This is a genomic window from Acinetobacter sp. YH12241 (genome assembly GCF_013417535.1).
In the GTDB taxonomy this organism is placed as follows: domain Bacteria; phylum Pseudomonadota; class Gammaproteobacteria; order Pseudomonadales; family Moraxellaceae; genus Acinetobacter.
In genome coordinates this window covers 1-16,537 of the sequence record NZ_VPDQ01000015.1, presented here as the reverse complement: position 1 = coordinate 16,537, position 16,537 = coordinate 1, and the positions used below count along the sequence as shown (strand labels likewise).

Sequence of the window (16,537 nt, the reverse complement as noted above, 5' to 3'; positions counted from 1 at the left end):
GATCAATCTTTAATCAATATGAGATGATACTTTATTGCTAAAGATGAAACTATATTACCCAGGGTGATACTTTATTACCTAAATACATCATATAACAGGCTAATTTTATGAATTATTCAACTGTTACTGATTTTGCCAGATTACGTGGCTGGTCAACATCAGTACCACGCAGGACTGCCACATGGTAAGACAGTAGCTGTACTGGAATACAATAAACAATTGGCGCTAAAACAGCGTTTACTTCAGGAATATGCACGACATGCTGGCGCTCTTTGGCTTTAATGCCACTATTTTCATCAGCGAAGACAAATAATTCACCACCACGTGCCTGAACTTCTTCCATATTGGATTTCAGTTTATCCAGCATGTCATCTTGCGGTGCCAGAATTACTACTGGCATGTCATTATCCACCAGTGCCAATGGACCGTGCTTCAGCTCACCCGCCGCATAACCTTCTGCATGAATATAAGAAATTTCTTTCAACTTCAGTGCACCTTCCAGTGCGATCGGGAAGTGTGTACCACGGCCTAGGAACAGACAATGCTGTTTCTCTACAAAGAGTTCAGAGAGACGCAGAATTTCATCATCATGACTTAAAGTATCTAGCAGTACCTTAGGCATATGCCATAGTCCAGTCGTGATCTCAGTCATCTGTTCAGCTGAAATGGCATTTTTCACTGTACCGATTTTCAGTACCAGTAACATCAAAGCTGCGAGCTGGGTGGTAAAGGCTTTGGTCGAAGCCACACCAATTTCAGGACCCGCTAAAGTCAGCAGGCTGTAATCTGTTTCACGTACCATTGAAGAAGTTGCAACATTACAAATCGTCATCGTCGTAATATTTACACCTTTTGATGTAGCACGTTTTTGGGTATCACGCAGAGCAGCTAAGGTATCGGCTGTTTCACCTGACTGAGAAATACACACATAGAGTGTGTTATTAACAATCACTGGCGTACGGTAGCGGAATTCACTGGCAATCTCGACCTGACAAGGCAGATCAATCAGCTGTTCAAACCAGTATTTGGCAATCATGCCGGCATGGTAACTGGTACCACAGGCAATAATCTGGATTTGCTGGATTGTTGAGAAATCCTGTTCCGCATTTACCAGAAAATCTTCACGCAAGGTATTGCCATTCAAGGCTTGTGAAATAGTCTGTTTTAGCGCTTCAGGTTGCTCATAGATTTCTTTGAGCATATAGTGCTTATATTCACCCTTAGAGGCATTGCTCACGGTGGCATCCAGTTCTTTCACTGGGCGATCTACCAGTTGACCATCCACAAATACTTCAATGGTAGTACGGGTCAGACGTGCAATATCACCTTCTTCAAGATAGATAAAGCGATTCGTGATTGGTAATAAAGCCAACTGGTCAGAACTGATAAAGTTCTCGCCAATACCGACACCGATGACCAGTGGTGAACCTTCACGAACAGTAATCAATTCATCTGGATGATCTGTATGTACGATCCCGAGCGCATAAGCACCTTTCAGCTGTGGTACGACCTGACGTACTGCTTCAAGCAGGCTAGGGGTAGATTTCAGTGCATCGTTAACCAGATGGGCAACCACTTCAGTATCAGTTTGTGAAGTGAATACATAGCCTAAAGCTTCAAGATCATCTTTCAGCTCCTGGTAGTTTTCAATAATCCCGTTATGAACCACAGCAACATTACCCGAAATATGGGGATGAGCATTGTTTTCAGTCGGTTTACCATGAGTTGCCCAGCGTGTATGCGCGATGCCTAATGAACCATTAATCTGTGATTCATTCACAGCTTGTTCAAGGTTCGCGACTTTACCCACACGACGTTCACGGAGCACCTGGCTATTATTGATTAAGGCCAGACCCGCAGAGTCATAGCCACGGTATTCAAGACGTTTTAGGCCTTCAATTAAGATATTGCTGATATTACGTTCCGCGATGCCACCGACGATACCACACATACTAACTTCCTCTTATTTCTTGATTTTTTGCGGACGCTGATAGTTTTCTTTGGCAAATTGCTTGGAACGTTCTACCGCTAAACTGTTCTCTGCCACATCACGGGTAATCGTTGAACCCGCTCCCACTGTCGCGCCATTACCGATCTGGACCGGTGCAACCAGAGAGCTGTTAGAACCAATAAAAGCATGATCCCCAATGATGGTCTTAAATTTGTTGGCACCGTCATAGTTGCAGGTAATTGTTCCTGCACCAATATTGGAACCGCTACCAACTTCAGCATCACCTAAGTAAGTGAAGTGATTCGCTTTGGAACCTAGACCAATACTAGAATTTTTCACTTCAACAAAGTTACCAATATGGACTTCAGCTGCCAGTTTTGCCCCTGGACGCAAGCGTGCAAATGGACCAATCTGTGCTTCTTCACCCACAATTGCCTGATCAAAGATGCTATATGGCTGAACTTTAGTACCTGCAGCAATCTTGGTATTTTTAATTACGCAGCCTGTACCAATTTCAACATTATCACCGAGTTCGCACTCACCTTCGATAATGACATTGATATCGATCCGCACATCTTTACCAACAGTGAGTTGACCACGTAAGTCAAAACGGCTTGGGTCAATGAGATGGACGCCTTGCTGCATCAGCTGTTTAGCCTGATAAGCCTGGAACTGACGCTCTAAAGCAGCCAGTTGCACACGGTCATTGACGCCTTCCACTTCAAAAGCCAACGCAGGTTCTACAGATGCAACACTCATACCATCTGCTAGTGCCATTGCCACGATATCGGTCAGGTAATATTCACCTTGTGCATTGTCATTAGACAATTTTGGTAGCCATTCATGTAATTTGGCATTGCTGACCGCATAAATACCGGTATTAATTTCTTTAATTTGACGCTGTTCTTCAGAAGCATCTTTATGTTCAACAATGGCTTGAATCTGACCATCTTTACGCACAATACGACCATAACCACTGGCATCTGCAAGCGTTAATGTCACCAGGCCAATGCCTTGCTCTTGAGTAGCATCAAGCAGATTCTGAAGCGTCTGCTGGCTAATACAAGGGACATCACCCGACAGGATTAGTGAAATACCATCTTTAGGCAAAATAGGTAGTGTCATTTGTACGGCATGACCGGTACCAAGCTGTTCAGCCTGCTCTACCCACCGGATATCCTGGTCTGCAAATGCGGACTGAACCTGCTCACCGCCATGACCATAAATGGTAATAATATTGTCTGCATTGAGTTTTTTTGCTGTGTCGACCACATGGCCGAGTAAAGGTCGTCCTGCAAGCGGTTGTAATACTTTCGGTAAGTTGGAACGCATACGGGTTCCTTTACCTGCAGCAAGAATAATCACAGTCGTAGACATGTTCTAATCCTAGATATGGCTTAAGCCATCGTGAAGTAAAAATAAATCCAAATACAAAGTGCTGCCCAGAGGCCAGCGATAATGTCATCCAGCATGATGCCAAAACCACCCCCAACCTGACGGTCAATGACTCGAATCGGCCAAGGTTTCCAGACATCAAATAATCGGAACAGGGCAAAGCCAATGAGTAGCCATAACCAGTTCATCTGACCTAAATAGATCAGTGGTAAGAAGGTAATAGATTGTCCTGCAAACTCATCCCAGACAATACGTCCATCATCATGCACACCCATGACTTTGGCAGTTTGGCCACAGATATATATGCCAACCAGGGACATGATGACAATGGCAAAAAGACTATTTACAAAACCTAAGTAGAGCCAGATGGGTACAAATAAAAGTGCAAAAGCTGAACCAAAAGTTCCGGGCGCTTTAGACGCCAGACCAGAACCAAATCCTACCCCACTAAAGACAATGAGCCGGTTGATCCATGACATGCTTTTAAAATTGATCGCAGGTTTATGCAAAATGTTGATATCCGTTAAATTGAAGTGAATGATCTACGCCATCTTTTTCAAAAGTTAAACCGTGTTGCTGCTGAATGGAGCCAATTATACTAATCGAAACATCTAGATGTTTTTGCAATAATTTTTCATAATTTTGCGGGCTTATTGTAAAGCATAACTCGTAGTCATCACCACCCGCGAGTGCGTATTGCCAACGCTGTTCATCATTTAATGCCTGCAGGGCAGGACTGATCGGTAACTTTTCAAGTCCTAAAGTCGCTCCTACCTGAGAAGCTTTGAGAATATGTCCCAGATCCTGTGCGAGGCCATCCGAGACATCAATCATACTGTTGGCTAGGCCTTTTAAGGCAGTACCCAACTGACAGCGTGGGGTTGGATAATCCAAACGTTGCTGTAATGGGTGACCGAGATGATTTAAAGCAAAAGCAGCATCACCCACTGTACCGGATACACAAATCAGATCACCAGGCTTGGCACCTGAACGGGGTACAGCTTTACCAATCTCTACCCAGCCCAGGGCAGTCACAGATAAGGTCAAATGAGGACTTTGTGTGGTATCACCACCAATTAAGCTCACACCAAATTGATCGCAACAATCATAGAGACCCTGACTAAAGGCTTTTAACCAGTCATGATCAATTTGGGGTAGGCTCAAGGCGAGTAAAATACTATGCGGGGTCGCGCCCATGGCTGCAATATCAGAAAGATTAACAGCGACAGATTTCCAGCCAATCGCATGAGGATCGGTGTCTAAAGGAAAATGACGTCCAGCAACGAGGGTGTCGGCACAGATGACCAGTTGTTGCTGTGGAGGAGGGGTGAGCAAGGCTGAGTCATCGCCAACGCCTAAATCGACAGAATTTTTATTCTGACGATTGAAATAGGTATCGATAATCGAAAACTCAGCCATATAACAATTCGACTAGATTAGTTGGCTTGCTGTTTTTCTGCTGCACGTAAAGTTGTTGCTAAACGGTCCAATACACCATTGATGTATTTATGGCTGTCTGCACCGCCAAAGTGTTTAGCTAACTCAATTGCTTCATCCAGAACCACGCGGTATGGAATCTCAAGATGTTCTTTGAGTTCATAGGCGCCTAGGCGAAGTGTAGCGAGTTCTACACCATCAAGTGCAGAAAGTTCACGATCCAGCACAGGAATAAGCAAAGCATCCAATGCTTCATGATTGGCAACCACTTGAGTCAACAATTCATGATAATAGCTGAGATCCACTTTGTGCATGGCATTGTCCACACGAGTACGTGCTTCAATCTCATGCACCGGATTGTGGCTCATCTGCCATTCATAAATTCCTTGTACAGCAAAGCGACGTGCTTTACGTTTTGCTGCATAAGTTGCTTGAAGTGTTTGCGACATAGCGTTAAATAGCCTTTAACAAGTTAACCATTTCAATAGCAGTCAAGGCAGCTTCACTACCTTTATTACCTGCTTTTGTACCCGAGCGTTCAATCGCCTGTTCGATACTATCCGTAGTCAATACACCATTAATCACTGGTAAGCCAGTGTCCAAGCCAACTACGCCCAGACCTTTGGCACATTCACCAGCTACAAAATCGAAGTGAGGCGTGCTGCCACGAATCACAGCGCCCAGCGCGATGATGGCATCGAAACGATCTGAAGCTGCCAGTTTTTTCGCAACTACAGGAAGTTCCCAAGCACCAGGTGCATGAACAACAGTGATATTATCCTCTGATACGCCATGGCGTTTCAATGTATCAATGGCACCTTCTAACAGATGTTCAACAACAAAGCTATTAAAACGACCAACTAAAATCGCATAACGGTCTTCGTTCGCGAGATGCAACATACCTTCAATACGGCGAACTGCCATAGGAACCTCGATTATTTCTCTGATGTTTGTTGTGCGGTGATGTATTCCACCACTTCTAAGTTAAAGCCGGACAGGGCATTGAAACGTAATGGAGAGCTAAGCAGCTTCATTTTTTCCACGCCGAGGTCACGTAAAATTTGTGCGCCGACACCAATGGTCTGATACTGCTGAGACAGGGCAGCATTGGATTTTACATTTTTTGGTGTTTTCAGGGTATCTAATGCCGGGCCTAAGTCCTGTAAATGGCGCTGGCCAATCCAGACCAGAACACCACGATCACTGTTTGAAATTTCTTTTAAGGCACGATCCAGATTCCAGGCCGGTTCTCCATCTTGCTTGTTCAGTTTGAGCAAGTCGCGGGTCGGGTTAAAACCATGTACACGCACTGTGGTCACGCCCTCTTTAGGCTCACCTTTGACCAAGGCCAGATGGATATCCGGATTACCCAGTTCACGATAGCGGTACAGGTCAAAGCTGCCGTATTCAGTATCAATACTTTGCTGATCGATACGCTCAACCGTTTGTTCATTGGTCATACGGTAGTGAATCAGATCGGCAATAGTCCCGATTTTCAGGCCATGTTTTTCTGCGAAAATTTCAAGATCTGGACGACGTGCCATGGTGCCGTCTTCTTTAATGATCTCGCAGATCACAGAAGCTGGCTCAAGACCCGCAAGACGAGACAGGTCACAACCGGCTTCAGTATGACCAGCACGGTGCAATACGCCACCTGGCTGTGCCATCAATGGGAAGATATGTCCTGGCTGTACGATGTCACTTGGTTTGGCATGTGCAGCCACCGCAGTTTGAATAGTGTGCGCACGTTCAGCTGCAGAAATACCGGTAGTAATGCCGTTGGCTGCTTCAATTGAAAGGGTGAAGTTGGTTCCATGCTGAGCACCGTTGGCATCCACCATCAAGGGTAGATTTAACTGCTGGCAACGTTCTTTGCTTAAAGTCAGGCAAACCAGACCACGCGCATGGGTGATCATAAAGTTGATGTCTTCAGGACGCACGTGGGTCGCAGCAATCACCAGATCGCCTTCATTCTCACGGTCTTCGTCATCCATCAGGATAACCATTTTTCCTGCACGGATATCTGCTACAAGCTCTTCAACTGTATTGAGCGGCATCAACCTTCACCTTCTTTTTTGATCTATACCAGACCGAATCATGACATTATTACTGCATAGTCTAACGCTTTTTAAGCAATTTTGCCTATGCTTATTGCTTTCCCTCAGGGGTTCATTGTTATACACAGTCTTGCGTAGCATGAAAAGTCGACTTTAAATGAAAGCACAGGCTTTATGCTGGATTTTTAAACGATCAGAAAGCATAAAAAATGACAAACTTATTTAAAATCAACATAATTATAAATAATCTCTTATTTTTTATGCAGTTTTATTTATTGGTTTAATACAGCCCCTAAAAATACGTATACCTCCTCATTCTTCCCTTTATAAATTTTTTACCAATCAGTTTAAAATTCTGTTTGAAATAATGAATGAATCAGGCGGACCGAAGTCCACCCGAATTTAGATCAGTTTAGAAGAAGCCTGCTGGTTTGGTTGAATAACTCACTAACAGGTTTTTAGTTTGCTGATAATGATCCAGCATCATGCGATGGTTTTCGCGGCCAATCCCGGATTTTTTATATCCCCCAAAGGCTGCATGAGCCGGGTAGATGTGATAGCAGTTGGTCCAGACTCGACCGGCCTGAATGGCACGACCAGCACGATAAGAAGTATGTGCTGAACGTGACCAGACACCGGCGCCGAGTCCATAAATCGTATCATTGGCAATCTTGATGGCTTCATCGAAGTCTTTGAATGTGGTCACCGCCAGTACCGGTCCAAAAATTTCTTCCTGGAAGGTCCGCATGTCATTGGAACCTTTAAAAATCGTTGGCTCGATATAAAAACCTTGTCCCACTTCCTGACGCTCATTGCCGCCTAACAAGATTTCCGCACCTTCTTCACGGCCAGTAGCAATACAGCCGAGAATCTTGTCCTGCTGCTCCTGAGAAGCCTGAGCACCGATCATGGTCTCGGTATCCAGGGGATGACCAGTCTTGATCTTTTTCACTCGCTCTACTGCAAGTTCCAGGAATTGGTCGGCAATACTTTCCTGAACCAGCGCACGTGAAGGGCAGGTACAGATTTCACCCTGATTCAGGGCAAACATGGTAAAGCCTTCCAGAGCTTTTTCCAGAAAATCATCTTTCTGATCCAGGATGTCGGCAAAGAACAAGTTTGGTGATTTACCTCCAAGTTCTAAAGTCACAGGAATAATATTTTCAGTCGCATACTGCATAATCAACTGACCCACAGCGGTAGAACCGGTAAAGGCAATCTTGGCAATGCGTGGATTAGTCGCCAGCGGACGGCCGACTTCAACGCCGTAGCCATTCACGATGTTTAATACGCCTTCAGGCAACAGATCTTGGATTAACTCAACCAGCACCAAAATACTCACCGGTGTCTGTTCAGCGGGTTTCAGCACAATACAGTTTCCGGCTGCAAGGGCAGGTGCCAGTTTCCAGGCAGCCATCAGAATCGGGAAGTTCCACGGGATAATCTGCCCCACAACGCCCAATGGCTCATGAAAATGGTAGGCAATGGTATCTTCATCAATTTCCGAGATGCCGCCTTCCTGGGCGCGAATACAGCCGGCAAAATAGCGGAAATGGTCAATGGCTAAAGGAATATCGGCTGCCAGGGTTTCTCGGATCGGCTTGCCATTATCCCAAGTCTCTGCAACTGCTAGTAACTCAAGATTTTCTTCAAGTCGGTCGGCAATTTTTAATAAAATATTGGAACGGGTAGTAGGGGAGCTGTTATTCCATTGCTGTTTGGCGGCATGAGCCGCATCCAGCGCCAGTTCAATATCTTCCACTGATGAGCGCGGAACTTTGGTAAAGGCTTTACCATCTACGGGCGAGACATTATCAAAATATTCACCTTTGACGGGTGGAACCCATTTGCCGCCAATAAAGTTTTCGTATTGGGATTTAAATTGCACTTTTGAACCGTCAGTATTGGGATCTGCATAACGCATAATTCTATTCCTTGATATGATTATTATTGATGAATGCCGAACCACTTCTGCTCTGCAAAAGCCCTCAGATTCAACATCTCAGCTCTACTATAGAGAGGGAAAAAAATCGCAGGATAAATACTTACAAGCTTGCTACAAAAGGCAACATTTGGATAAAAATGGAATTTATTATTTTTATAAATTTCAATATTTTATTTTTATAATGACATGATTTTAATATGTAAAAAGCATTACTGATCAGCTTGATATTTTTATTTCATATCCAAGCGAAATAGATAAATAAAATTATTGAAAAATAAGACAGGCAGAGCTTGCTACCTATCTTGTTCATCTGGCTTATAGGGCTTGATCTTCTAGCCATTGAAATAGCTGCTGATAGACCTGCTCACGGACCGGTTTTTCTGAAAGAACCAGATCATGTATCCCATTTTGAATCGAACAGAGTTTCACATCGCCCTGGATTTTCTGCGCATGTTCAATCATGTCGCGTACCTGAAGAATCACATCACTGGTTTGAGCATTACGGTTAAAACGTAGGGGATAAGTGGTTTTGTGGGCATGCATCAGCAAAGTTGGAATATTTAAACGCACACCCTGATGAATTTCTTTTTGTGCTTCGTGAATGGCATGTACAAAACTCAGACGCACCCAGTGATAGCTAGGTTTTTTCCATTCCAGATCAAAATGCCATTCACCCTGATAGCTGATATGCAGACTAGGCACATAATGACGATTTAAGCGGCTAGGAAATAGCATTTCCGGAAAACGTTTTCCCAGATAGCTTAATTGAGGCACCAGAAACTTTTTCTCAAAAGGCGTCATATTAAAGTCATAAAAAGGGCTATTGAGCCATAAGCCTTTAATTAAGGGATGATCCGGATGATGTGCTGCATACAGGGTAGTAATTAGCCCGCCAGTAGAATGGCCACTGAGTAAAACCGTGTCATGGCCTTCCTGTCCAATAATTTCAAGAGCCTGGCTGATTTCTGCATCATATTCTGAAAGATGATAGACATTATAAAGTTTCTGATGGGACAGATAGGATCGGCCGTATTTACGTAAATCCAGTGCATAAAAATCAAAACCTTGCTGATTAAAACGCTCTGCCATTTCAGTCTGGAAAAAATAATCAATAAAGCCGTGAATATAGAGGACAGCTTTAGAGGTCGGTTGGTCTGCCTTTTTGCGGATCAGTGTGGCAACTACTGTGCCTTCAGTATCTGGCGGGAATTCTAAAGTGGCCTGTTCATAACCTTCACCCAGAATATCAGGTTGATATTCAAGGCTGGAAAGCGGATGGGACATATTGTTCTACTCATGATTATTTTTATTCACTTATCCTTGTGGATTGGCTTGCATTTGTCAAATCCTGCTGTCTGATCCATTTGAGATCAGTAGTCCTATTCAAAAAATAGCCAAATATAAAATCTCAGGTCATTGGCAGCCTGATTGACTAAATAAAAATTAATAAAAAACCCCGGCATCCTGCCGGGGTTTTTCGTATTGGTTAGCTCGGTATAACTCCTGTCGTACCTTACAATCCTTGTGCTTATCTATTGTCATTGTTATATGGAACTTCCTGTTCCTGATGTAAGTATCATAGGAAAATTCTACTATCTGGGATAGCTGCAAAGAACTGGAATCGATGTAAGTCAATGCGTACAAATCTGACTGAAAATTATCCGTATTTTTCTGTAGAAGTGAGAATTTATTCTGAATCATGCGCTTCGATAAATTAGCCGATTATGGCTATTTTGCTTGTTTTTAAGACAATTTTTTTATTTTAATGCAGTTAGAATATGTTGATCGATGAGGGGATAAAAAATGAAATCTATTGCAGTCTTTTGTGGTTCAGCTATGGGGAATAGCGAAAATTTTAAAGAGCAGGCCCAAGCTTTGGGTGAGTCTATTGCGAAACGGGGAATCACGCTGGTTTATGGTGGCGGCCGAGCTGGACTGATGGGTGTTGTGGCTGATAGTGCATTACATGCTGGTGGAACAGTCATTGGAGTAATTCCACAAAATCTGGTCGATGCAGAATTGGCCCATCCGCTGTTAACAGAGCTGCATGTGGTGAAAAATATGCATGAACGTAAGACAAAAATGTCTGATCTGGCGGATGCATTTATTGCTTTGCCGGGCGGGGTGGGGACTTTAGAAGAAATTTTTGAGCAGTTGACCTGGGGGCAATTGGGTCTTCATCAGAAACCTTGTGCATTTTTAAATATCCATGGATTTTATGATGAATTGCTGAATTTCTTGATGAAAACGACTGAGGCTGGATTTACCCAGTCACGTTTTACCGATGCCTTGATTTCCTCAAGTTCAATTGAGGAAGTTTTGGATGCTTTGGAGCATTATCATGCGCCTGAACCGAAATGGAATAAAAGCGTAAAGGTAGTAGAATCGGTATGAGTAATAAAGTGATTACGATTGCTGCGGCTATCATTCTGAATGAACAGAATCAGATTTTGTTGGTTCGTAAAAAAGATACCGATTTCTTTATGCATGTGGGCGGAAAGCTGGAACCCAATGAATTGCCTGAAGCTGCACTTTCTAGGGAAGTTCTGGAAGAGACAGGCTGTGAGATGGAAATACTGTCTTATATTGGCAAATATGAAACCGTGGCTGCGAACGAATTGAATCATTCGCTGGTCAGTTATTTGTATCAGGTTAAGTTAAAAAGTCAGCCACAGGTTCAGGCTGAACTTGCGGAAATGCAATGGGTTGATCTCAATCATCCAGACCTGCCTTTAGCCCCTTTAACTCGGGATATTTCAATTCCATGGTGTAAGCAACTATTGGGAATCTAATGGGATCTCAAAAAATTTTAATCTATAGATATGAAATTTAACCAGATTGTCATATTAGAGCGTTAACATTGATGTTTACAAAAGCCCATTTCCCCTCAAATGGGCTTTTTTTATGGTTTTTTATCATTAATTGCTTGGATGAATTAGAAGCCTCAACCTGTATGAAATGCAATAATTTCGTTAAGGCTTCTTTAAAAAGGATAAATTGAACCAAGGTTCTATGGGTTCAAAATTTAAGGAAATTTTCTTAATTTGAGAAAAAAGCAGGCTTAATCAGAATATTGAATTATTGAGAATAGCAATAAAAAAAGCCCCAATCTTTCGATCAGGGCTTTTTGAATCTGGAGCGGGAAACGAGACTCGAACTCGCGACCCCAACCTTGGCAAGAGTCACCGACATAAAATACACTAAATTACATAATTGGTATGTTAATAAACTCTATATATAACAGTTATATAGAGTTTTAATTTTGTGTGACGTAATTTAAGGTGGGGTAGGGTACTTTGATTTTTGGTCACTAATTTATTGTGATAATCAACAATAATAACCAACATTCATATGCTTAATCTAAGAGTGTTTTACTGACTGGTATAATTTTATGATGAGAGGGGTGTTGCCTGAGGCTACGGTTTCTGTTTGGCCTTTTGGCGTAAGACGTACAAATATAAGCTTTCTACTTTTTCACGTGTCCATGGTGTGGTACGCAAGAATCGTAATGATGATTTAACACTTGGGTCTATGCAAAAACTGAACCGTACCGGGTTTGTCGGAGACTTTTTTATTTAAGTTAGGCCACCTGACCTAACGGGTTAATCTTATAATCGTACATTGCTTCAAGCTCAAAAGACGATACATAACTCAGCGCATCAAGCACCATATCTGTATTCTTACGTGTTGATACTTTCCAGCCAACAATTGCACATGAAAAAACATCAATAATAAATGTGGTTTAGACCCAATCTGAATGAGTTTTAATATATGTGAAGTCAGCGACCTGAGATACCGTCTTGGTAGTCAATCAGGTTTTGAGATTATTCGGCTAATAAATAATCTCTTTGATAGGCAGTCTGATGTTTTAAAACGCTATAACACAGATCTCTGTACACGACAAATTTCATAGGATCCTTGTCCTATCAGGCTTTTTCTTTCTTAAAATTGCTAGCACTTTCTTAAATTCTTCTTTTTTTCCAAAACCAATCAAACGTAGAATAGCCATTTGAACATAGTCCAAACCGTAGCGAAATAAACTTACTGAAAGTCGTCCATGCTTCTTTATTTTTATCGCTTTTTTCCGATCATGTTGCCATTCACCTGTTAAATAGCACCAACAGAAACCGATAGCTAGCACTGCTATCAATTTCTTGACTCGTCTAGGGTCTGTTAAACGAGTATTTTCAAGATTGAATCCACGTCCTTTGAGACAACTAAATAACGTTTCGATTTCCCAGCGTAATGCATAATCACGAATAGCAGAAGCATTAAACATAGGAGAAACAACAAGTAAAAGTTCTCCATCTTCTAATCGTAGCGCACTAATATACAGTTTCACTCGACCAACCCAAATACGTCGTTTACGACATTCAGTTTGACCAACTTGAAGATGACGAAATAAATCACTAATTTTATGATTCTTGGCTAAGTGATTGGTCACAATAAAGTTTTTTTAACACGTATACAGAAGTTAATGTCATTTTCAATTAACCATGTAAACCATTTCTCACCGATAAATTCTCTGTCTGCAAACACATTCACAATACGATCTTTACCAAAAATGGAGATAAAGCGTTGAATCAAAGCAATACGCTCTTTTGTATCTGAATTTCCACGTTTATTGAGCAATGTCCAAACAATAGGTATCGCTATTCCACGATAGACGATGGCTAACATCAAGATATTAATATCTCGTTTTCCCCATTTCCAATTAGTTCTATCCAAAGTTAATTGGACTTTATCGAATGAAAATATATTGAAAATTAACTGAGAAATTTGACGATAATCGAAATACTGATCTGCAAAGAAGCGTTGTTGTATACGTCGATAAAATGATTGTGGTAAGCACTTGATGGGTAAGGCTTTAGATGCAGAAGAAAGATTACATGTCTGTTTTACAATTAATGCAAGCATAATCAGTGTAAAACATTTTGCATGTGACTTGTTCCACTTTAGATATTTGTTTAAGATGAGATGTAACTCATTGAAATGTGTCATCATATTCGTCGTCAGAAAACAAGTATTATGCCATTATTTCAATGAGTTATCTTTTTTTGTCGTGTACAAAGATATTTTTTAATGATAAATAAAAAGCCTATTTTTAAAGAAATTTAGCATACGGCATAGTGAAAACAACAATAGAGCAATTACTCAACAATAAACATTAACATCAATTATTTAGATCATATTCAATTTTAATAAAAAGACAAATGTGTATTAAAAATAGCCATCATACGTCTATTTTTGATTACAAAATATAATGAGGGGATTGCTTCCCATTTCATACATTTTTCATATATAAAAAGACATACTATTTTTAAGGTTTTTCTAAACCAATTTTTTTACTTCATAATTTTTAACATCATAATTAAAGGTGAACCATGCAAAATAAGAAGCGCACCCCATTAGACGCGCAACAGTCCCATCTTTGGATTATTGGTGGTGGTATCGCAGGTATGGCTGCTGCTGCATTTGCAATCCGTGATGCCAAAGTCCCTGCTAAAAATATCCATATTTTAGAAGAACTCGATATTTCAGGTGGTTCGATGGATGGTGGACATACACCGCATGCCGCGCAAGCTTGGGTAACACGTGGTGGGCGAATGCTGACCGATGAAACTTATTTGTGCCTATGGGACTTATTTTCCAGTATTCCATCTTTGGAAAATCCAGACATTTCGGTGCGTGAAGAATGTCGTGAGTTTAATGAAAAAGTGAAAACCCACGCCAATGCACGGTTGATTGATGCCGAACATGTCATTGCGGATGCAGCAAAGCTTGGTCTGAATACGCTACATCGTGCACAGATGCTGCGCCTATTAGCTTCAAAAGAAGAAAAAATTGGCAGTCGCCGCATTGATGAGTTTTTTGATGAAACCTTTTTTGAAACCAATTTCTGGCGCATGTGGCGCACGACTTTCGCTTTTCAAAAATGGCACAGTGCAGCAGAGTTAAGACGCTATTTCTTGCGTTTTATTCAAGAATTGCCACGCATTCATACCTTAGCGGGTGTGAAACGTACCAAGTACAACCAATATGACTCGATGATTCTGCCCCTACAGCGTTGGTTAGTCGCACAAGGCGTCGATGTGCGTTTTGGACACTATGTCACAGATGCAGACTTCATTACCAATGCTGAAACTCAAGAACGCTACGCTTCACGTCTATATGTACAATTGCCTGAAGGCTCAGAGCAAATTAATCTGAAAGCCAATGATTTAGCTATTTTCACTTTAGGCTCTATTACAGCAGACTCACGTTATGGCGGTAATCATGACGTGCCTGCCCTTATTCGTCATCGAGAAGATCATGGCTGGACGCTTTGGGAAACGCTGGCACAAAAAGCCCCAGACTTTGGCCGTCCAATGACTTTTTATGGCAATGTCGATGAACATAAGTGGGAGTCTTTCACTCTGACCATGAAAGATGACGTGCTACTTAAACGTATTATTGACTATACAGGCAACGAACCAGGCACAGGCGCACTCATGACTTGGTATGAGTCGGGTTGGCATTTATCCATCGTGGTTCCTGCACAGCCACACTTTGCCGACTTACCTGAAGGTTTATATACCTTATGGGGCTACGGTTTCCAAATTGACCATATAGGCGATTACATCAAAAAACCAATGTCCGAAGCCACGGGGCAAGAAATCCTAACAGAACTGATTAAACAGCTCGGTTTTGACGACATTTTAGATCATGTTTTGGCAACGACTGATGTTACTACCGCCATGATGCCATACGCCTCTGCCCTATTCGCCTGCCGTAAACCGGGGGACCGTCCACAGGTAATTCCACAAGGCTCACAAAACTTTGCTTTCCTTGGACAGTTTGTGGAAATTGAAGATGACGTGGTCTTTACTGTGGAATATTCAGTTCGTGGGGCGATGCTTGCCATTTATGAATTTTTTGGGGTGGAACGTGAAATCCCTGAAATTTACAACGGTCTACTTGATCCCAAAGTGGGTTTAAAAGCTTTAGAAACAGTGTTCCACTAAGTTTTTAATATATAGCGATAAGAGCACCTTTATGTCGCCACTATTACATAGTTTAATTTAAGCAACGTTTGGATACACGAGTGTGGCAGGGATGCCACACGTTATCCATCATAATAGGGATGTTATGTATGGGTAACAAAGGCTTTTGCTTTCTTTTGGCTTATCAAAAGTAAGGGTATTGCCTACACAAACACCTTTTATACTTTATTGAAAGTTGAGGCCGTGTACGCACCTAATTTTAAATTGGATAAAAAGAAAAATTAGATAAAACTTTATACCTCATTCGTAAATAAATTGACTAATCAACATAGGAAAAACATCTCCACGTTTTAAATACTCCGAAACTGACTAAGTGCTTTTCTATCTTTTTCTCATGATTTTAGATTTCATAAAAATTACCTCTGTACACGACAAATTTCATAGGATCCTTGTCCTATCAGGCTTTTTCTTTCTTAAAATTGCTAGCACTTTCTTAAATTCTTCTTTTTTTCCAAAACCAATCAAACGTAGAATAGCCATTTGAACATAGTCCAAACCGTAGCGAAGGCTCTAGACTAGCAAAATGATTATGTTAGTCTAGAATCATGATAGAAAACAGTAAATTAAGTCACTACAAGATTAAAAAAAATTATTCAATGCTTTTGTGTTGATATTCCTGCTTCCAAAACAGCCTTATTACTCAATTTAAATCGTAATACGATTAACTATTGGTACATGCTTTTTAGAGAAACTATCTATGATCATCAAA

The 16,537-nt window shown here is 41.6% G+C and carries 13 protein-coding genes and 4 pseudogenes; 4 read left to right on the top strand and 13 right to left on the bottom strand.

Translation table 11 applies throughout. The features are described from left to right. Window positions 1-112: 112 nt before the first annotated feature. The 9 genes from glmS to FTV18_RS10000 form a co-directional block, all read right to left on the bottom strand. Window positions 113-1,951: a glutamine--fructose-6-phosphate transaminase (isomerizing) gene (gene glmS / locus FTV18_RS10040; protein ID WP_180002650.1), complete on the bottom strand. Its 1,839-nt coding sequence runs from the start codon at window positions 1,949-1,951 to the stop codon at window positions 113-115. A gap of 12 nt (window positions 1,952-1,963) precedes the next feature. After that, the gene (glmU, locus tag FTV18_RS10035; protein WP_180017866.1) at window positions 1,964-3,328 is read right to left on the bottom strand and encodes a bifunctional UDP-N-acetylglucosamine diphosphorylase/glucosamine-1-phosphate N-acetyltransferase GlmU; all 1,365 of its coding nucleotides are present in this window, start codon (window positions 3,326-3,328) and stop codon (window positions 1,964-1,966) included. A 20-nt stretch (window positions 3,329-3,348) separates the two neighbouring features. Beyond that, a complete protein-coding gene (locus FTV18_RS10030) occupies window positions 3,349-3,825 on the bottom strand; it encodes a phosphatidylglycerophosphatase A (protein ID WP_180017928.1) in 477 nt (158 codons plus the stop codon). Window positions 3,826-3,847: 22 nt separating this feature from the next. Continuing rightward, window positions 3,848-4,765 carry a thiamine-phosphate kinase gene (gene thiL / locus FTV18_RS10025; RefSeq protein WP_180017864.1) on the bottom strand — a complete coding sequence of 306 codons (918 nt, stop codon included), beginning with the start codon at window positions 4,763-4,765 and terminating at the stop codon, window positions 3,848-3,850. A gap of 17 nt (window positions 4,766-4,782) precedes the next feature. After that, entirely contained in the window at window positions 4,783-5,232 is a 450-nt protein-coding gene (gene nusB / locus FTV18_RS10020; RefSeq protein ID WP_005233270.1) for a transcription antitermination factor NusB, read from the bottom strand. A 4-nt stretch (window positions 5,233-5,236) separates the two neighbouring features. Then, window positions 5,237-5,707, bottom strand: a complete 471-nt coding sequence (gene ribE / locus FTV18_RS10015; RefSeq protein WP_004280926.1) for a 6,7-dimethyl-8-ribityllumazine synthase — start codon at window positions 5,705-5,707, stop codon at window positions 5,237-5,239. Between the two features lie 11 nt (window positions 5,708-5,718). Next, window positions 5,719-6,840 (bottom strand): bifunctional 3,4-dihydroxy-2-butanone-4-phosphate synthase/GTP cyclohydrolase II, encoded by a 1,122-nt coding sequence (gene ribBA, locus FTV18_RS10010; RefSeq protein ID WP_180017862.1) that lies wholly within the window; start codon window positions 6,838-6,840, stop codon window positions 5,719-5,721. A gap of 412 nt (window positions 6,841-7,252) precedes the next feature. Beyond that, window positions 7,253-8,764 carry an aldehyde dehydrogenase family protein gene (locus FTV18_RS10005; RefSeq protein WP_180017860.1) on the bottom strand — a complete coding sequence of 504 codons (1,512 nt, stop codon included), beginning with the start codon at window positions 8,762-8,764 and terminating at the stop codon, window positions 7,253-7,255. Between the two features lie 336 nt (window positions 8,765-9,100). Continuing rightward, window positions 9,101-10,069, bottom strand: a complete 969-nt coding sequence (locus tag FTV18_RS10000; protein ID WP_180017858.1) for an alpha/beta hydrolase — start codon at window positions 10,067-10,069, stop codon at window positions 9,101-9,103. Window positions 10,070-10,588: 519 nt separating this feature from the next. On the opposite strand from FTV18_RS10000, the gene FTV18_RS09995 reads away from it, so the two are divergent. Both FTV18_RS09995 and FTV18_RS09990 read left to right on the top strand, forming a co-directional pair. Continuing rightward, complete coding sequence (locus tag FTV18_RS09995) at window positions 10,589-11,179, top strand: TIGR00730 family Rossman fold protein (protein ID WP_159123826.1); 591 nt, start codon at window positions 10,589-10,591, stop codon at window positions 11,177-11,179. After that, on the top strand, window positions 11,176-11,577 hold the full coding sequence (locus FTV18_RS09990; protein WP_034170792.1) for an NUDIX domain-containing protein: 402 nt from the start codon (window positions 11,176-11,178) through the stop codon (window positions 11,575-11,577). The genes FTV18_RS09995 and FTV18_RS09990 overlap by 4 nt, the downstream gene beginning before the upstream one ends. A gap of 624 nt (window positions 11,578-12,201) precedes the next feature. Here the strand turns inward: FTV18_RS09990 and FTV18_RS09985 are convergent. From FTV18_RS09985 to FTV18_RS09975, 3 genes and pseudogenes are all read right to left on the bottom strand, one after another. Further along, a pseudogene (locus FTV18_RS09985) lies at window positions 12,202-12,324 on the bottom strand (VF530 family DNA-binding protein); the annotation flags it as partial. A gap of 113 nt (window positions 12,325-12,437) precedes the next feature. Continuing rightward, window positions 12,438-12,572: pseudogene (locus tag FTV18_RS09980) on the bottom strand (IS3 family transposase); the annotation flags it as partial. A gap of 120 nt (window positions 12,573-12,692) precedes the next feature. Next, window positions 12,693-13,786, bottom strand: a protein-coding gene (locus tag FTV18_RS09975; RefSeq protein WP_180017856.1) for an IS4-like element ISAba33 family transposase whose coding sequence is annotated in 2 segments (ribosomal slippage) — window positions 12,693-13,243 and window positions 13,243-13,786 — 1,095 coding nt in all. Because the reading frame shifts where the segments join, the coding sequence is not laid out codon by codon here. A 383-nt stretch (window positions 13,787-14,169) separates the two neighbouring features. Here FTV18_RS09975 and FTV18_RS09970 point away from each other — a divergent pair. Beyond that, window positions 14,170-15,789 carry an oleate hydratase gene (locus FTV18_RS09970; RefSeq protein ID WP_004883953.1) on the top strand — a complete coding sequence of 540 codons (1,620 nt, stop codon included), beginning with the start codon at window positions 14,170-14,172 and terminating at the stop codon, window positions 15,787-15,789. 417 nt (window positions 15,790-16,206) lie between these two features. On the opposite strand, the pseudogene FTV18_RS09965 reads toward FTV18_RS09970, so the two are convergent. Continuing rightward, window positions 16,207-16,332, bottom strand: a pseudogene (locus FTV18_RS09965) (IS4 family transposase); the annotation flags it as partial. A 41-nt stretch (window positions 16,333-16,373) separates the two neighbouring features. Between FTV18_RS09965 and FTV18_RS09960 the strand changes: the two are divergent. Continuing rightward, window positions 16,374-16,537: pseudogene (locus FTV18_RS09960) on the top strand (IS1595 family transposase); the annotation flags it as partial.